Source organism: Sphingomonas sp. BK036, from assembly GCF_004216825.1.
Lineage (GTDB): Bacteria > Pseudomonadota > Alphaproteobacteria > Sphingomonadales > Sphingomonadaceae > Sphingomonas.
In genome coordinates, this window is the sequence record NZ_SGXR01000003.1 from 695976 (window position 1) to 713508 (window position 17533).

Annotated in this window: 12 protein-coding genes; 6 read left to right on the top strand and 6 right to left on the bottom strand. The window is 67.6% G+C overall.

The genetic code is table 11. The features are described 5' to 3' along the window. Window positions 1–32: 32 nt before the first annotated feature. A complete protein-coding gene (locus EV283_RS03365) occupies window positions 33–1274 on the bottom strand; it encodes an N-acetylmuramoyl-L-alanine amidase (RefSeq protein ID WP_130322646.1) in 1242 nt (413 codons plus the stop codon). A gap of 550 nt (window positions 1275–1824) precedes the next feature. Here EV283_RS03365 and EV283_RS03370 point away from each other — a divergent pair. The 5 genes from EV283_RS03370 to EV283_RS03390 all read left to right on the top strand — a co-directional run bounded on the left by EV283_RS03370 (window position 1825) and on the right by EV283_RS03390 (window position 9447). Then, entirely contained in the window at window positions 1825–4764 is a 2940-nt protein-coding gene (locus EV283_RS03370; RefSeq protein WP_242615763.1) for a ribonuclease E/G, read from the top strand. A 622-nt stretch (window positions 4765–5386) separates the two neighbouring features. Continuing rightward, on the top strand, window positions 5387–6742 hold the full coding sequence (locus tag EV283_RS03375) for a M48 family metalloprotease (RefSeq protein WP_130322648.1): 1356 nt from the start codon (window positions 5387–5389) through the stop codon (window positions 6740–6742). Further along, window positions 6739–7449, top strand: coding sequence for a DsbA family protein (locus EV283_RS03380; protein ID WP_130322650.1), 711 nt, complete (start codon window positions 6739–6741; stop codon window positions 7447–7449). Before EV283_RS03375 ends, EV283_RS03380 begins: the two co-directional genes overlap by 4 nt. Before the next feature lie 295 nt (window positions 7450–7744). After that, complete coding sequence (locus EV283_RS03385; RefSeq protein ID WP_130322652.1) at window positions 7745–8674, top strand: ABC transporter ATP-binding protein; 930 nt, start codon at window positions 7745–7747, stop codon at window positions 8672–8674. Between the two features lie 11 nt (window positions 8675–8685). Next, window positions 8686–9447 (top strand): ABC transporter permease, encoded by a 762-nt coding sequence (locus tag EV283_RS03390; protein ID WP_056411747.1) that lies wholly within the window; start codon window positions 8686–8688, stop codon window positions 9445–9447. Window positions 9448–9592: 145 nt separating this feature from the next. Here EV283_RS03390 and EV283_RS03395 read toward each other — a convergent pair whose 3' ends face one another. The 5 genes from EV283_RS03395 to EV283_RS03415 all read right to left on the bottom strand — a co-directional run bounded on the left by EV283_RS03395 (window position 9593) and on the right by EV283_RS03415 (window position 15083). After that, the gene (locus EV283_RS03395) at window positions 9593–11458 is read right to left on the bottom strand and encodes a CocE/NonD family hydrolase (RefSeq protein ID WP_130322654.1); all 1866 of its coding nucleotides are present in this window, start codon (window positions 11456–11458) and stop codon (window positions 9593–9595) included. A 53-nt stretch (window positions 11459–11511) separates the two neighbouring features. Next, entirely contained in the window at window positions 11512–12243 is a 732-nt protein-coding gene (locus EV283_RS03400) for a CPBP family intramembrane glutamic endopeptidase (protein ID WP_165391680.1), read from the bottom strand. A 326-nt stretch (window positions 12244–12569) separates the two neighbouring features. Beyond that, window positions 12570–13541 (bottom strand): class II fructose-bisphosphatase, encoded by a 972-nt coding sequence (glpX, locus tag EV283_RS03405; RefSeq protein ID WP_130322658.1) that lies wholly within the window; start codon window positions 13539–13541, stop codon window positions 12570–12572. Window positions 13542–13602: 61 nt separating this feature from the next. Then, a complete protein-coding gene (gene dapD, locus EV283_RS03410; RefSeq protein ID WP_130322659.1) occupies window positions 13603–14421 on the bottom strand; it encodes a 2,3,4,5-tetrahydropyridine-2,6-dicarboxylate N-succinyltransferase in 819 nt (272 codons plus the stop codon). Beyond that, the gene (locus tag EV283_RS03415; RefSeq protein WP_130322660.1) at window positions 14418–15083 is read right to left on the bottom strand and encodes a pyrimidine 5'-nucleotidase; all 666 of its coding nucleotides are present in this window, start codon (window positions 15081–15083) and stop codon (window positions 14418–14420) included. The genes dapD and EV283_RS03415 overlap by 4 nt, the downstream gene beginning before the upstream one ends. 134 nt (window positions 15084–15217) lie before the next feature. On the opposite strand from EV283_RS03415, the gene EV283_RS03420 reads away from it, so the two are divergent. Beyond that, entirely contained in the window at window positions 15218–17533 is a 2316-nt protein-coding gene (locus tag EV283_RS03420) for a S8 family peptidase (protein WP_130322661.1), read from the top strand.

The window sequence follows — 17533 nt, forward strand, 5'->3', positions numbered from 1 at the left end:
ACAAGAAGGGGCGGGCTGCCCCTCCCCAAACCCTAGCGCACCGCCATCCGCCTCGCGAAATTCACCTCGACCGCGCGGGTCACGCTTTCCGCGATCCGGTGCCGCCCCTCGGCGCTGTCGAGGAACGCCGCGTCCTGCGGGTTCGAGATATACCCCGTCTCGAACAGGATCGACGGCATGTCGGGCGCCTTAAGCACCATCAGCGACGCCATCCGGTGAAAATTGGCTTTGAGCGGCATCAGCGGCTTGGCCTCTCGCCCCAGCAACCGCGCGAACGTCGCCGACGCGTTCATCGTCTCGCGCTGCGTCAGGTCGATCAGGATCGACGACACGTCCGCGGGCGCTTCGCCCAGGTTCACGCCCGAGATCACGTCCGCCTTGTTCTCGCGCGCCGCCAGCCGTGCGGCCTCCTTGTCCGACGCGACCTCGGACAGCGTGTACGCGGTCGCGCCGCTCGCCGTCTCGGTGCCCGTGCTGTCGCAGTGGATCGAGATGAACAGATCGCCCTTCAGCCGCCGCGCGACGCCGTACCGCTCGCGCAGGATCAGATACCGGTCGTCGCTCCGCGTCAGCGCCACCCGCACGCGCCCCGATGCCAGCAATTCGTCGCGGATGGCCTTGGCGACCTTGAGCGTCACGTCCTTCTCGCGCAGCCCGTTCGGCCCGATCGCACCCGGATCGACACCGCCATGCCCCGCATCGATCACCACCAGCGGCCGCGTGTCGTCGCCGTCCACGCGCGGCAGCCGGACCCCGCGCGCCTTGGGCGGCACCGCGACCGACACTTTGTATCTGGGCCGCGACGCCGCCCCAAAATTGAACGGGAAGAAGTTGAGCGGCCCGGCGATCCCGGCCTGCGCGAACTGCACGTCGTCGACCGTGCGCAGCGCCAGCGTGAGTTCGCGGCCGTCGGAATCGAACCCGCCATCGGTGACGATCGCCGGCTCGGCGAGATCGAACACCATCCGCATCCCCGACTGTCCGCTACGCATTTGCGTCACACCAGTCACGAGCCCGCGCGCCGCGACGTCGCGCCCCGGCGTCGCGCCGGTCACGTCGACCGCGATCTGCCGCGGCCCGGTCAGCACGCGGCTGGCCGCATCGCCGACAGCCTCGTCGAACCGGATCACGATCCGCCCGTCCCGGATCGCGACACTCTGCACGGTCGCCGCCCAGGCGGGCACGCTCGCTAGCCAGCCGGCCATGAGGGCGATCACGGTGAACACCCCGCGTCCTTGCCGTGCGGACGTACCGCCGGTCCAGCGAAAACCCATGCTACACCCCTTTGATCGATACATCCGATCGCTGCACGGACAGGTAGGCCCCGGTGTCCCAAGGGCGTGTTGCGGTGTGCGGTTAATTTGCCGTTTGCCATGAATTTGCCGGCAACGCGCTGCCGCCCCGGCAATTCTGCGCCTTGCTGCCCCAGTTCCGCGGTGAAGCGCGCGTGTCTGTAGGCGGTTTGCCGACATTATGTGGCGCATTGCGGGATCGGGTATGCAGTGCTAGTCCTGTCGTACAGCCGTGTGTCGCCTGGTTTTGACCAGCGACGCGCTGGTCTCGACGCCCGCCTGCGGATCCTCGCCGGCGCGGCAATTCAGGTTGACGCTCGAATGACGCATTCCCCCCGCCCCGCTCTCCGACCGGCCTTCGCCGACGGGATCGCGGTCGTGCGGGCGCCGCAGGGAGAGTTCCCGCGGCATGCAAACCGAGCAGAGGCAGTTTCGCATACCTTCCGCGGCTCAGGACGTCCGTGTCCGACCGCCCCACCATCAAGCGCGCGACGGCTGCCGACAGGCCCGGCGCGCGCGCGGAGATTCTATAATGACAACGCGTATGCTGATCGACGCACGCCACCGGGAAGAAACCCGGATCGCCGTCGTCAAAGGTAACCGGATCGAGGAATTCGATTTCGAGAGTGCCGAACGCAAGCAGCTGAAAGGCAATATCTACCTCGCCAAGGTCACGCGGGTCGAGCCGTCGCTCCAGGCGGCGTTCATCGATTACGGCGGCAATCGCCACGGCTTCCTCGCGTTCAGCGAGATCCACCCCGATTACTACCAGATCCCCAAGGAAGACCGCGACGCGCTGCTCCGCGAAGAAGCCGAGCATGCCGCCGAGGAGGCAGCCCTGCGCGCCGACTATGACGCGGACGACGAAGAGGGTGACGACGAGGACGATATCGAGCGTTTCGAGGACGATGGCGGGGTAGATCCCGACGTCGCCGAGGAACTCGAAGGCGGCGAAACGGGCGACGCGCCGCGCCGCAAGCGCAAGTCGAGCAGCGACGATGCCGCGGTCGAGGACCTGCGCGAGCGTCGCATGAACCTGCGCCGCCGCTACAAGATCCAGGACGTGATCCATCGCCGCCAGGTGCTGCTCGTCCAGGTCGTCAAGGAAGAGCGCGGCAACAAGGGCGCGGCGCTGACGACGTACCTGTCGCTGGCCGGCCGCTATTGCGTCCTGATGCCGAACACGAGCCACGGCGGCGGCATCTCGCGCAAGATCAGCAACGCGGGCGATCGCAAGCGGCTGAAGTCGATCATGGCCGACATGCAGCTGCCGCCCTCGATGGGCTGCATCGTCCGCACCGCCGGGCTCCAGCGTTCGAAGGTCGAGATCAAGCGCGACTTCGATTACCTCGCCCGCCTGTGGGACGGGATCCGCGAGGCCACGCTGCAGGCGTCGGCGCCCGCGCTCGTTTACGGCGACAGCGACCTGATCAAGCGCGCGATCCGCGACATCTACAACAAGGAAATCGAAGAGGTCATCGTCGAGGGCGAGGACGGTTATCGTCAGGCGCGCGAATTCATGCGCCTGCTGATGCCGACGCACGCCCGTCGCATCAAGCATTACGCCGATCCGGTGCCGCTGTTCCAGCGCGCGGGCGTCGAGGATCAGCTGTCGGCGATGTACCATCCGGTCGTCCAGCTGAAGTCGGGCGGCTATCTGGTCATCAACCCGACCGAGGCGCTCGTCTCGATCGACATCAACTCGGGCCGCTCGACGCGCGAGCACAGCATCGAGCAGACTGCGACCGCGACCAACCTCGAGGCCGCACAGGAAATCGGCCGCCAGCTGCGCCTGCGCGACATGGCCGGGCTCGTCGTCATCGACTTCATCGACATGGATAACAATTCCAACGTCCGTAAGGTCGAGAAGGCGATGAAGGAGGCGCTCAAGAACGATCGTGCGCGCATCCAGATCGGCCGCATCTCGTCGTTCGGCCTCATGGAAATGAGCCGCCAGCGGCTGCGCACCGGCGTGCTCGAAGCGTCGACTCGCGCCTGCCCGCATTGCGAAGGCACCGGGCTGGTGCGCACCGCATCGTCGTCGGGCATTTCCGCGCTCCGCCTCATCGAGGACGAGGCCGCCCGCGGTCGCGGCTCGCTGCTGACGCTGCGCGCGAGCCAGGAGGCTGCGGTCTACATCCTCAACCGCAAGCGTGCCGACATCGCCGAGATCGAGGATCGCTACGGTGTGATCGTCGAGATCATCCCCGGCCAGGACGAGGAAGGCGCGCACATGACGGTCGAGGCCAGCGGCCCGCCGCCCGCGCACGCGCCCAAGTTCGTCCAGATCATCGAGGAAGACGAGGACGACCTTCCCGAGGAGATCGAGGACGAGATCGAGGAGGACGAGGTCGAAGAGGCCGAAGCCGAGCAGCCGCGTCGTCGTGAAGGTGGCCGCGAGGGCAATGGCGAGCAGCGCGCGCCGCGCGAAGGTCGCGAGGCGGATGGTGAAGGCGGCAAGAAGCGTCGCCGTCGCCGCGGTCGTCGCGGTCGCGCACGTCCCGGTGAAGAGGGTGCGGTCGAAGGCACCAACGGCGAGGGTTCGTTCGAGGAGGCCGACACCAACGTCGAGGAAATCGACGCGGTCGAGGGCGACATCGTCGAAGTCGGCGGTGGCGAGGAGGCCGAGACCATCATGTCGGCCGAACAGGCGAACGGTGTCGAGGGCGAAGGCCGTCGTCGTCGCGGTCGTCGCGGTCGTCGTGGCGGTCGCCGCAACGAGCAGGGGTCGGACAATGGCCAGTCGGTCGCCGTCAGCAGCATCGACGATGCCCAGCTGATCGCCGAGGCGCCAGAGCCGGAAGCGTATGAGCCGGTCGAATCGACCTATGCCGAGCCGCCTTACGAGCCGGCGCAGGAGCCGGTCGTCCAGGAGGCGCCGGTCGCAGAGGCCGCAGACGGTCCGAAGATGCGCCGTCGTCCGCGCGCTCGCGCGGCAGCCGCCGCGGCGAACATCGCCGAGCCGGTTGCAGAGGCGGCCCCCAAGGCGCGTCGCGGTCGCAAGCCGCGCGCGGTCGAGGCGGACGTCGAGACGGTCGCACCGGAGCCGGTCGTGCCCGAGCCCGTCGCTGCCGAGCCGGCTGCGCCAAAGCCGAGCCGCCGTCGTCGCGAGGCGGTCGCCGAAGCGACGATGGACGAGGTGAGCGCAACGCCCGCCGAGACCATCGAGGCCGCGGCGCCAAAGCCCAAGCGTGCGCGCCGCAAGGCGTCGGACGCGGTGGTCGACACGCCCGTCGTCGAGGAAGCGCCTGCCAAGGCCGCCAAGCCCCGCGGTCGCCCGCGCAAGGCTGCCGTGGTCGACGCCGGCGATGCCGCACCGACCAGCGAGCCGCTCGATACGCCGATCGACACCGTCCCGCCCAAGGCCGAAGTCCAGCCGCAGGACGTCGCGACCGACCGCACCGACGATGGCACCAACGACGGCCCCGACGGCGCCCCCCGCCGAGGCTGGTGGCAGCGCACCTTCGGCTAACGCCGGACGCTGTGACCGAAGGACGGGCGCGACCGAGAGGCCGCGCCCGTTTTCGTGTGTGGGGGGCGGAATACGCTCACCGCGCTAAAAGCATGTGTCCCCTCGAAGGCGGGGACCCAGTCTGGGCTCCCGCCTTCGCAGGAGAACAAGGAGGCGGGAGCGATGCGCAGATGGGACGTTCAGCGCGTCGAAGGACGCCCCCCAGCTCCCCCACCCACCACCACCCCGGCGAAGGCCGGGGCCCAATTGGAAAGGTGGCGATAACGAAGCGCTAGCGTGCATCAGCAACGCCCCCCAACTGGACCCCGGCCTCCGCCGGGGTGGTAGCTAGAAGGCGACCGCGTCCTTTTTGCCGAACCGCATCCCCACACAACTCCATCCCGTCACCCCAGCGAAAGCTGGGGTATCCCACGTCGCACGCGACACCCGCCAAACGGGGATATCCCAGCTTCCGCTGGGATGACGATGAGGCAGTGAACAGGCAGCCTTGGAGAAAAGGCGGTGGAGCCAGCAACAACGGCACCAATTCCGACCGCCCCCGCCCCACCCCCAACGCACACTCCACCGCACCCCCACCCCCCGGCCATTGCCCCCCCGCCCCCAATCGACGATAACCCCCGGCATGAAGCGCTTCGTAGCCGCCGCAGCCACTGCCCTCCTCCTCTGGACGCAACCCCTTCAAGCACAGTCGATTCTCCGCGACGCCGAGACCGAGACGATGTTCGCCGAGATGTCGAACCCGCTCATCAAGGCCGCCGGGCTCTCGACGCGCGACGTCAAGGTCGTCCTGATCAACGACGAGTCGATCAACGCGTTCGTCGCGGGCGGGCAGACCGTCTACGTCCACTCAGGCCTGATCCAGGCCGCAGACAACGCCAACGAAGTCCAGGGCGTCATTGCGCACGAGCTCGGCCACATCGCCGACGGGCATGTCGTCCTCGCCGACCGCGGTACGAAACCGGCGATGGGCATGTACCTGCTCTCGATGGTGCTCGGCCTCGCCGCGATGGCCGCGGGCAGCGGTGAAGCGGGCGCCGGCATCATGGCGGCGGGCCAACAGGCGGCGATGGGCAGCTACCTCTCGTTCAGCCGGGTCCAGGAATCGACCGCCGACGCGACCGGCGCGAAGTTCCTGCGCGAGGCCAACGTCTCGGGCCGCGGCATGCTCAGCTTCTTCAAGAAGCTGCAACAGCAGGAATATCGCTTCGGCACCGCGAACATCGATCCGTTCATGCAGTCGCATCCGCTGTCGGGCGAACGCGTCGCGACGCTCACTGCCGATCTCCAGGCCTCGCCCGCCTGGGCCAACAAGCCCGACGCCGCGCTGGAGGAACGCTTCCGCCGCGTGAAGGCCAAGCTCGCCGGCTACGTCCTGCCCGCCGACCAGACCCTGCAGGCCTTCCCGCCCAGCAACCAGTCGATCTACGCGCACTACGCCCGCGCCTATGCGTATCACAAAGCCGGCTATCCCGACAAAGCCGACGCCGAGGCGAACGCGCTGGTGAAGGCCGAGCCGACCGATCCCTATTTCCTCGAGATCAAGGGTCAGATCCTGCTCGAGGCGGGCAAGCCGGTCGAGTCGCTGGTGCCGTTACGTGAGGCCACCGAGGGCTCGCGCAACAACCCGCTGATCGCCACCACCTTCGGCCACGCGCTGATCGCGACCGAGAACAAGGCGAACTATCCCGAGGCGACCCGCGTACTGCGCACCGCAGTCGGCCGCGACGATCAGAACCCGTTCGCCTGGATGCAGCTCGGCACGGTGTACGAACTGACCGGCGATACCGCACGCGCCGCGCTCGCCACCGCCGAGCGCGCGAGCATGGGCGGCGACATGCGGACCGCGTCGGCGAGCGCGCAATATGCGCTGGCCAACATCCCTGCGAACACGACCGACTGGATCCGCGCGCAGGATATCGCGATGGCCGCGCAGAACGAGATGGACGACAACCCCAAGCAGTATAAGCGCCGCAAATGAGCAAATTCACATTTCCGGCGATCGCTGTCGCCGGCGCCGTCATCGGAGGCCTCGCGGTCTGGGGGTTCGATCGCCAGGGCGGCGGCGTCGAGCGCGCGCAGGTCGAATCGATCGTCCACGACTATGTGCTCGCGCACCCCGAGATCCTCCCCGAGGCGATGGAGAAGCTGCGCGACCGCGAGTCGGGCAAGACCGTCACCGCGAACCGCGACGCGATTCTCACGCCGTTCGGCAGCGCCTGGGCGGGCAATCCCAAGGGCGACGTCACGCTGGTCGAGTATTTCGACTATAATTGCGGCTATTGCCGCGCGAGCCTGCCGATGATCGCCAAGCTGATCGCCGCCGATCCCAAGGTCCGCGTCGTCTTCCGCGAACTTCCGATCCTCAGCGCCGAAAGCCGCATCGCCGCGCGCGCGAGCCTGGCCGCCGCACAACAGGGCAAGTTCGCCCCATTCCATGACGCGCTCTACGCCGGCGGCCCGGTCAGCGACGCCTCGATCGCCGCCGCGGCGGGCAAGGCCGGGGTCGATCTCTCGCAGCCACGCTTCACCAAGACCGCCGACGCCGAGATCGCCAAGAACATGGAAACCGCCGCCAAACTCGGGATGACCGGCACCCCGAGCTGGGTCGTCGGCGACCGGGTCCTCTCCGGCGCGCTCCCGCTGGAGGACCTGCAAAAGGCCGTAGCGGCAGCACGGGCAGGCTAACCCCACCCGCCCCCGTCATCCTGACGAAAGTCAGGATCCAGAGCCACAATCGGACCGCACGCGGCTCTGGATCCTGGGTCGAGCCCAGGATGACGGAAATGGCGGTCGGAGTGGACGCGGCGGGCCGCATCCCGCCAACTCCGTCATCCTGACGAAAGTCAGGATCCAGAGCCACAAGCGGAGCGAACGCGGCTCTGGATCCTGGGTCGAGCCCAGGATGACGGGAATGGGACGGACGCCCCCTATCATTCCCAACGCCCCACCCCCATCTTCCCCTCACGAAAAAGGGGTGCCAATGACCGAACCGATCCTGTCCGTCGCGGGCGTCACCAAGACCTACAAGAGCGGTACCACCGCGCTCCACCCCGTCGATCTCGACATCCGCAAGGGCGAGATCTTCGCACTGCTAGGCCCCAACGGCGCCGGCAAGACGACCCTGATCAGCATCATCTGCGGCATCGTCACGCCGACCGCGGGCACGATCAAGGTCGCGGGCTACGACGCGATCCACGACTATAAGCAGGCGCGCAGCCGCATCGGGTTGGTGCCGCAGGAACTCAACGTCGACATGTTCGAGACGGTGCTCGCCACCGTCACGTTCAGCCGCCGTCTGTTCGGCCGGTCGGGGCACAGCGCGTATATCGAACAGGTGCTCCGCGACCTGTCGCTGTGGGACAAGCGCCACGCGAAGATCATGGAATTGTCGGGCGGGATGAAGCGCCGCGTGCTGATCGCCAAGGCGCTCAGCCACGAGCCCGAGATCCTGTTCCTCGACGAGCCCACCGCGGGCGTCGACGTGGCGCTGCGCCGCGACATGTGGAAGCTCGTCCACCGCCTGCGCGAGGGCGGCACGACGATCATCCTGACGACGCATTATATCGAGGAGGCCGAGGAGATGGCCGACCGGGTCGGCGTCATCAACAAGGGCAAGCTGCTGCTGGTCGACGACAAGGCGGCGCTGATGAAGCAGCTCGGCAAGCGCGAACTCGACGTGTCGCTCCAGGATCCGATGACCGCGATCCCCGCCCAACTGGCGGACTGGGACGTCTCGCTACAGGACGACGGCAAGCGCCTGCGCTACGTGTTCGACGCGCAGGCCGATCACACCGGCATCCCCTCGTTGCTCCGCAAGCTCGCCGAACTCGGCATCAGCTTCAAGGATCTCGAAACCAGCAAATCGAGCCTCGAAGACATCTTCGTCGATCTCGTCGGAGAGCGCGCATGAATATCCCCTTCATGAACTGGCATGGCATCTGGGCGATCTATCGCTTCGAAATGGCGCGCGCGCTGCGCACCTTGTGGCAGAGCCTCGTCACCCCCGTCCTCACCACCTCGCTCTATTTCATCGTCTTCGGCGGTGCGATCGGCAGCCGGATGCAACAGGTCGGCGGCGTCGGCTATGGCAGCTTCATCGTCCCCGGCCTGATCATGCTGTCGCTGCTCACGCAGAGCATCTCGAACGCGTCGATCGGGATCTACTTCCCCAAATTCACCGGCACGATCTACGAGCTCCTGTCCGCACCCGTCTCGGCGATGGAGATGGTGATCGGCTATGTCGGCGCGGCGACCACCAAGTCGGTGATCCTCGGGCTGATCATCCTCGCGACCGCGTCGTTCTTCGTGGATCTGCGGATCGAGCACCCGCTCGCGATGATCGCGTTCCTGGTGCTGACCGCGGTCGCGTTCAGCCTGTTCGGGTTCATCATCGGCGTCTGGGCGAACGGGTTCGAACAGCTGAACTTCGTGCCTGCGCTGCTGATCACGCCGCTCACCTTCCTCGGCGGCGCGTTCTACTCGATCGACATGCTGCCCGAGCCGTGGCGCACCGTCAGCCTGTTCAACCCGGTCGTCTATCTGATCAGCGGGTTCCGCTGGAGCTTCTTCGGGCAGGGCGACGTCGCGGTGGGGATCAGCCTCGCGGTCACGGCAGGCTTCCTGGCCGCATGCCTGATCGTCATCGCGCTGATCTTCAAGACCGGCTGGCGGATGAAGAACTAGCAGAGCCGACGGTCGAAAGACCACCTCCCCGGCGGAGGCCGGGGCCCAATTGGTGAGGCCGTAGTAACGAGACGCAGCCTCTAATCAGCGGCGCTTCCCAATTGGGCCCCGGCCTCCGCCGGGGAGGTTCGAGCAGCTACAAACCCTACCGCATCACGGGCAACGTAACCCGCGACCCCGCACAGACCTTCTGCGTCGCCTTCACATAATCGCCCGGCTTCGCCCGCGCGATGTTCGCCACGAACGACTGCGGGTTGCGGTCGATCATCGGGAACCAGCTCGACTGGATCTGCACCATGATCCGGTGCCCAGCCTTGAACACATGATCATGGTCGCGCAGCGGCACGTCCCACGCCACGACCTTGCCCGGCACCAACGGCTGCGGCGCGGTGTCGCTGGCGAGGAACCGCCCGCGCCGCACCTCCATCGCGATCGGCAGCTGATAGCCGTTGAGCGTCCTGGCATAGTCCCCCGGCTGCGCAGTCCTGCCGTCGAACGGCGCGGTATCGTCGGGCAGCACGTCGATCAGCTTCACCACGAAATCGCTGTCCGTCCCGCTCGTCGACGCCTGCAACGTCGCCGACAGCGCACCCGTCACGGTCAGGTCCGCAGCGAGCGGTTCGGACACATAGCCGAGCACGTCGGGGCGATGATCGACTAAGCGCTGGTCGTCCGCCTCCCACCATGCCCAGTCGGGGCTGGCATAGGTCGCCGACATCGGCCGCCGGCGGAACGGCACCGGGTTGGCCGGATCGGACACATAGTCGCGACACCCCTCGCCTGCCGCCGGCGCGGTGAACGACAGGCTGCCATCGGCATGCAGATAGAGGTTCGTCGGTTTCGCCCCCGCCGGCGGCCACGCGGCATAGGTCTTCCACGCGTTCGATCCCGACTGGAACATCCTGGCGGCAAAGTCGGGCCGCGGCCCCTTGCCGTGCAGCCAATAGGCGAAGAACGGCGCCTGGATCTGCTCCTGGAACTGGGTGCCGCTTGGCGTTCCGATCGGGATCGGTCCCAGATGATCCGCAACGCCCTGCCAGCCGCCATGCCGCCACGGCCCCGCCACCATCTGCGCCAGATGGTTCGGATCGTTGCGCTTCTGCCGGGCGTAGATCTGCCAGGAGCCCCACGGATCCTCCTGGTCCCAGAACCCCGCGACGTTCAGCGTCGGCACGGTCGTCTCGCCGAGCGCATCGGTCCAGCGCTGCCCGGTGTAGAAGGCGTCGTGGTTCGGGTGATCGAGCAGCGCGGTGAACATCGGCACCCGCCCCTTGAAGACGGTCCGGTCGATCGCCTCCGCCGAGCCCTGTTTCAGGAAATAGTCGTAAGTGTCGCTCGGATAGGCGAAATCCGAGTTTTTCGTCTTGTCGAGCTGCAGCGACGACACCCAGTCGGTCGCATAGCTCAGCCGCAGCGCGCCGTTGCGGTGCAGGTCGTCCGACTGCCAGTAATCGATCCACGCCGCCTGCGGGCTGACCGCCTTCAGCGCAGGATGCGGCTTGGCCAGCGCCACCGCCGCCGCGAAGCCGGGATAGGAGACTCCCCACATACCGACCTTGCCGGAGTTCTCAGGCAGCGTCTTCACCAGCCAGTCGACCGTGTCATACGCATCGGTCGCCTCGTCGACCGCCTTGGGATCGTTCGGATGCACCGCGGTCGACAGCGTGAAGACGCCGTCCGACTTGAACCGCCCGCGCATCGACTGGAACACGAAGATATAGCCGTCCTTCATCAGCGGACCGAAGTGGCTGGCGCTGGCGAACGGCGCGTCGGGAACGCCGTAGGGCGTGCGCTGGAGCAGGATCGGCAGCGGGCCGGTCACCCCGCGCGGTCGCATGATAACGGTCTGCAACCGCGCGCCGTCACGCATCGGCACCATGACTTCCTGATAGGTGAAGGGCGATGGCTGCGGAGCCTGCGCAGTCGCCTGCCCCGCCCCCGCTTGCGCGACGGTGGCGCCGGGTACCGCGGCGGTGATCGCCAAAGCAAGCAGGAGGGCGTGGCGTGACATCGGTGTCCCCTTGATGAAACCAGCCGCGATTGGACGAACCCGCGCCGGCGAAGTCAAGCCGCGCGCCACGCACCGCCCAGCGCCGGGCGCAGGACCAGCGAATTGAGATCGATCAGCGCGTGCAACAGCATCGCCAGCCACAAGGATCCGGTCATGAGGTAGACCGCTGCCATCAACGCACCGACGATCGTCGTCGCGACGACGCCCGCCCACCCCTGATAGCGATGCATCGCCCCGAACAGCGCGACCGCGATCCCGAAGGCGACAACCGCGTTGCCGGTGACGAGCACGAGCAGCAGCGGCAGGAACAGCCGGAACGCGAGTTCTTCGGAGATACCCGCCGCGATCGCCATGACCGCGGCATGCGCGAGCTCGGGGCGATTACGCGGAAGAAGCGATCCGACATTGCCGATCGGCTTCAGACCCCGCCCGCCGCGCCACATCGCGAAGAGCGCGCCGAGTACCAGCCCGCCCAGCGCGCCGCCGCCCATCAGCCCCAGCAGCGCGGCACGATCCTCCCTCTCGAACCGCGGCAGCCAGAGGCGCAGGGCATCAAATTCGACGGGAATGGTAACGAGCGCGTCGAGCCGACCAAGCAGCGCGAGCCCGACAAGCGCCGGCAGCACGAACGCGATCCCCGCCTTGCCGATCCACAGTCGATAGGTCCGCTGGCGCGATGCGGTATCGGGCAGCCGCTTGATCCGCCGATACCCGCGCAGATCGCCCTTGAGAAACCAGCGCAGCGCGCCAAGCGTGAGGAGCAGCAGAGCCATCAGAACGATCATGCCGGCACTCCCACCGCCCATACGCCCCAATGCTACCGCCTCTTAGTCCGCGAAGGCGAACGCCAAGCCCTGGTCTGCGCATAGGCGGTAGCCCAGCCCCACCTTGTTCTCCCGCGAAGGCGGGAGCCCAGTCTGGATCCCCGCCTTCGCGGGGAAACAGGATGGTAGTTTGCACCCCCCACCACATACTCCACCCCGGCGAAGGCCGGGGCCCAAATGGAACGTCCGGGGTAACGAAGCGCATCGCTACGTTAGCAACGGTCCCCAATTGGACCCCGGCCTCCGCCGGGGCGGCGCTTAAATACCAACGGGGCGAAGCCCCCAGATCAATCCGTGCGATGCTCGCCCTTGACCCAACGCACCGTCCCCGACGACGCGCGCATCACCACGCTCTCGGTGGTCATCTTGCCCTTCTTCCGCTTCACGCCGGCCAGCAGCGAGCCATCCGTCACGCCCGTCGCCGCGAAGATGCAGTCGCCCTTGGCCAGCTCGGACAAGTCGTACTGCTTGTCGAGATCGGTGATCCCCCACTTCGCCGCACGGCCGCGCTCGTCGTCGTTGCGGAACAGCAACCGGCCCTTGAACTGCCCGCCGACGCAGCGCAGCGCCGCACATGCCAGCACGCCTTCGGGCGCGCCGCCGGAGCCCATATACACGTCGACCGTCGTCTCAGGGTCGGACGTCGCGATCACGCCGGCAACGTCGCCATCACCGATCAGCATCACGCCGCACCCGACCGAGCGCAGCTCGGCGATCAGCTTTTCGTGACGCGGGCGATCGAGCACGCACACGATCAGGTCGCGCGCGGGCACGCCCTTGGCGGCCGCAACCGCCATGATGTTCTCGGTCGGCGTCTTGTCGAGATTGATGATGCCCTCGGGATAGCCCGGGCCGACCGCGATCTTGTCCATATAGACGTCGGGCGCGTTGAGCAGCCCGCCCTCTTCGGCGATCGCCAGCACGGCGAGGCTGTTCGGCCCCGCGGTCGCGCAGATCGTCGTGCCTTCGAGCGGATCGAGCGCGATGTCGATCTTCGGGCCCTTGCCGATCGCGGAGCCGACCTTCTCGCCGATGAACAGCATCGGCGCCTCGTCGCGCTCGCCCTCGCCGATGACGACGGTGCCGTCCATGTACAGCGAGTTGAGCGCCTCGCGCATCGCCTCGACCGCGGCGGCATCCGCCGCCTTCTCGTCACCGCGCCCGACGAGCGTGGAGGCGGCGATCGCCGCCGCTTCGGTCACGCGGACCATTTCGAGGACGAGTACGCGGTCGAGAACCTGGCTGGCAGCAGCGGTCAAAATCTATCTCCTCGGTATGTTTCGTACCGGATAGGCAGCCCCCGCCACGTTGTCGACCCGATCAGTCCCTCAGCAGGTCGTTGATCGAGGTCTTCGAGCGCGTTTGCGCGTCGACCCGTTTGACAATCACGGCGCAGTACAGCGCGGGTTTGCCGTCTCCGCCGCCGATCGAGCCCGGAACGACCACCGCGTACGGCGGCACTTCGCCCTTGAAGACCTCGCCGGTCGCGCGATCGATGATCTTGGTCGACGCGCCGAGATACACGCCCATCGACAGCACCGCGCCCTCGCCGACTCGAACGCCCTCCGCGACTTCGGCGCGCGCACCGATGAACGCACCGTCGCCGATGATCACCGGGTCCGCCTGCAACGGCTCGAGCACGCCGCCGATGCCGGCACCGCCCGACAGATGCACGTTCTTGCCGATCTGCGCGCAACTGCCGACCGTCGCCCACGCGTCGACCATCGTCCCCTCGCCGACATAGGCGCCGATATTGACGAAGCTCGGCATCAGGATCGCACCCTTGGCGATGAAGCTCCCGCGCCGCGCGACCGCGCCCGGCACGACGCGGATCCCCGCCGCGCGGAACTCGGCATCGCCCCAGCCCGCAAACTTCGACGGCACCTTGTCGAACGCAGGCGCGCCCGCCGAGCCGCCGTCGATGACTACGTTATCGTTGAGCCGGAACGACAGCAGCACCGCCTTTTTAAGCCACTGGTTGACCTGCCAGCCATCCGCCGTCGGCTCCGCAACCCGCGCGGTGCCCGCATCGAGCATCGCCAGCGCGGACTCCACGGCGTCGCGCACTTCACCCTTGGTATCGAGCCCGAGGTTTGCGCGATCGTCCCAGGCGGCGTCGGTGATGGTCTGCAAGGTCATGATGTCTCCAGGATGGTTTCGAGCCAGGGTGCGAGCACCGGCACGGTGAAATCGATATGGTCGCGCGCCGCGTCGGGCGATTGTTCGGAGCCGTTGTCGATCCACACGGTCGTCATCCCGATCGCCTTGGCCGGCGTCAGGTTGCGCGCCATGTCGTCCGCAAACAGTGATTGCGCCGGATCGATATCGAACGCCGCGCAGAACCCGGCATAGGCCGACGCGTGCGGCTTGGGCATCAGGTCCATCGCGTGGATATCGTGGATCGCCTCGAAGCTCTCGCTCAGGCCGAGCCGGTCGAGGATCCGCGTCGCGTAGGGCGTGTCGCCATTGGTGAAGACGAGCTTGCGCCCCGGCAGCTTCGCGATCGCGGCGACCAGCGGCGCGTCATGCTCGATCACGTCCATCTCGATGTCGTGGACATGCGCGAGGAACGCGTGCGGATCGACGTGATGCTCGGTCATCAATCCCGACAGGGTCGTGCCGTGATTATGAAAATACCCCTTCTGCACGCGCCGCGCCTCGTCGTGATCGAGCCCGAGCAGGTCCTGGATGAACCCGGTCATCCGCGCGTCCACCTGCGAGAACAGGTTCGCGCTCGCCGGGTACAGCGTGTTGTCGAGATCGAAGATCCAGTTGCGGACATGGTCGAGGCTGGCAAGCATGGCGCGAACCTCTAGGCACCGCAACCCGAGCGGGCAAGCCGGCTCCGGCAGCAGCGGTCTTTACCCCCACCGAGTTTACGTTCGCGTAACACTTTGTAATCCAGTAGCCTTACGGGGCAAAACGGGTACGACTCATGCGACGCTTCAAGGCCGGCCTGCTGCGATCGGCGCCAATCGCGACAGGGCTTCTCCTCGCCGGCTGTGGCGGCGGAGGCGGCGGCGGCATCAACAGCACGCCGACTCCGCCCGCCGCGACGATTCCAGCACCCACGCCCACTCCGACTCCGACGCCGGCCCCCACTCCTGCACCGACCCCAACACCCTCCAGCTACGACACCACCGAATATCGCGCGACGGTCGGCGCGGTCTCGATGAACGCGCTCGCCGCCTATCGCGTCGGCGCGACCGGCAAGGGTATCGGCGTCGGCGTGATCGACAGCGGCATCGACCTGCAAAGCCAGGAGTTCGGCACCCGCGTCGCGTCCACGTCGCAGGACGTCGCCGGCAACAGCTCGATCGACGACGAGGGCGGCCACGGCACCGCGGTCGCCTTCACGCTCGCCGGACGCCGCAACGATGCGGGCACGCACGGTGTCGCGTTCGACTCGACGCTGATCGTGCTGCGCGCCGACCGCCCCGGCACCTGCGCCACCGCGAGCAAGGACGACGAGGATTCGGGCTGCAAGTTCAGCACCGACGCAATCACGCGCGGACTCGACGCCGCGCGCACCGCTGGCGCAAAAGTCGTCAACATCTCGCTCGGCGGCTCGGACATGCCGCAAAGCCTCAAGGACGCGGTCGGCCGCGCCACCGCCGCGGGGCTCGTCGTCGTGATCGCCGCGGGCAATGACGGCTCGACCAATCCCGATCCGTTCACCACCGTCGCAAGCGAGGCGCAGGGCCGCAACCAGGTCATCATCGCCGGCTCGGTCGGCGCCGGCGACGGCATTTCGAGCTTCAGCGACCGGGCCGGCAGCGGCGCCGCGCATTTCCTGACCGCGGTCGGCGAAAGCGTCCGCGCGCCTGATGAGACCGATACCGCCGCTCTCTGGTCGGGCACGTCGTTCGCCGCCCCGCAGATTTCGGGCGCGGTCGCGTTGCTGGCACAAGCCTTCCCCAACATCACCGGCGCGCAGATCGTCGACATCCTGTTTAAGAGCGCGCGCGATGCCGGCGCGCCCGGCGTCGACTCGGTGTACGGCAACGGCGTGCTCGATCTTACGCGAGCGTTCCAGCCGCTCGGGACGACGTCGGTGGCGGGATCGAAGGCGGTCGTCTCGACCACCAGCAACGCCGTGCTCTCCGCACCGATGGGCGACGCGACGCAGGGCGAACTCGGCGCGGTGATCCTCGACGGCTACAGCCGCGCCTTCGCAATCGACCTCGCCAAGACGATCGCACGCCGAAGCCCAGACCGTTCGCTCGGATCAGCGCTCCAGTCGCGGCTCCGCAACGTCGCGCTCGCGCAGGGCGGCATGACGGTGTCGATGACGCTCGCCCCGCGCGGCAACGGCGACGTCGCGCTCGACCGGACGACGCTCTCCACCGCCGACGCGACCAGCGCGCGCGCGATCGCCGGCATGGTGACGCAGCGTCTCGGCAGCACGCTCTCGTTCGGCTTCGGCTTCGCACAAGGATCGGGCACGCTGAGTGCGCAGCTCTCCGGCCAGTCCGAACCCGCCTTCCTGATCGCCAGTACCGGAAACATGCGCTTCGACAGCACCACCCGCGCATCGAGCGCGATCCGACAAAGCGTCGGCGGGTTCGGCTTCACCGCAGGACTCGAGACTGGCGACGTCCTGACGCAGCGCGACAGCACGCTGCAACTGCGCGACCGTTGGCAACGCTCGGGCTACACTCGCGCCTCGCTCGCGGTCGACCGGCGCTTCGGTGCGCTCGCGACGATGATCTCGGCCATGCGGATGGACGAGCGCGACACCGTGCTCGGCGCGCGCTTCGACGCGGCACTCGGCGCGACACGCGCGGCGACGTGGTTCGTCGATACGAAGGCCCGCTTCGATGCCGGCGCCGGCTGGAGCCTCGGCGGATCGATGCGGCAGGGCTGGACCCACGCGGCGGTACGCGGCGGTCTCGACGGCGACGGCCTCGTCCGCACCACCGCATTTGCCGCCGATATCGGCAAGGACGGCGTGTTCGGCCATGACAGCCTCGGCCTCCGCATCGCCCAACCCTTGCGCGTCGCCCGCGGCGGTGTCGACCTCCGCCTGCCGACCTATTTCGACTACACCAGCGGCGCCGTCACCGACTGGACCACGCAACGCCTCAACCTCGCCCCGCAAGGCCGCGAACTCGACGTCGAGCTGCGCTACGGGTTGCCGGCGTTCGGCGGCGGGCTGGACACGAACCTGTTCTGGCGCCGCGACCCCGGCAATGTCGCCGCACTGCCGAACGATTACGGCATGGCGATGCGGTACAGCCTGGGATTTTGA

Coding starts and splice junctions, on each gene's coding strand:
- EV283_RS03400 (WP_165391680.1), bottom strand. CDS start 12,243: ATGATCGTTCTGATGGCTCTGCTGCTCCTCACGCTTGGCGCGCTGCGC.
- EV283_RS03395 (WP_130322654.1), bottom strand. CDS start 11,458: ATGTCACGCCACGCCCTCCTGCTTGCTTTGGCGATCACCGCCGCGGTA.
- EV283_RS03375 (WP_130322648.1), top strand. CDS start 5,387: ATGAAGCGCTTCGTAGCCGCCGCAGCCACTGCCCTCCTCCTCTGGACG.
- EV283_RS03380 (WP_130322650.1), top strand. CDS start 6,739: ATGAGCAAATTCACATTTCCGGCGATCGCTGTCGCCGGCGCCGTCATC.
- dapD (WP_130322659.1), bottom strand. CDS start 14,421: ATGACCTTGCAGACCATCACCGACGCCGCCTGGGACGATCGCGCAAAC.
- EV283_RS03370 (WP_242615763.1), top strand. CDS start 1,825: ATGACAACGCGTATGCTGATCGACGCACGCCACCGGGAAGAAACCCGG.
- EV283_RS03385 (WP_130322652.1), top strand. CDS start 7,745: ATGACCGAACCGATCCTGTCCGTCGCGGGCGTCACCAAGACCTACAAG.
- EV283_RS03390 (WP_056411747.1), top strand. CDS start 8,686: ATGAACTGGCATGGCATCTGGGCGATCTATCGCTTCGAAATGGCGCGC.
- EV283_RS03365 (WP_130322646.1), bottom strand. CDS start 1,274: ATGGGTTTTCGCTGGACCGGCGGTACGTCCGCACGGCAAGGACGCGGG.
- EV283_RS03420 (WP_130322661.1), top strand. CDS start 15,218: ATGCGACGCTTCAAGGCCGGCCTGCTGCGATCGGCGCCAATCGCGACA.
- EV283_RS03415 (WP_130322660.1), bottom strand. CDS start 15,083: ATGCTTGCCAGCCTCGACCATGTCCGCAACTGGATCTTCGATCTCGAC.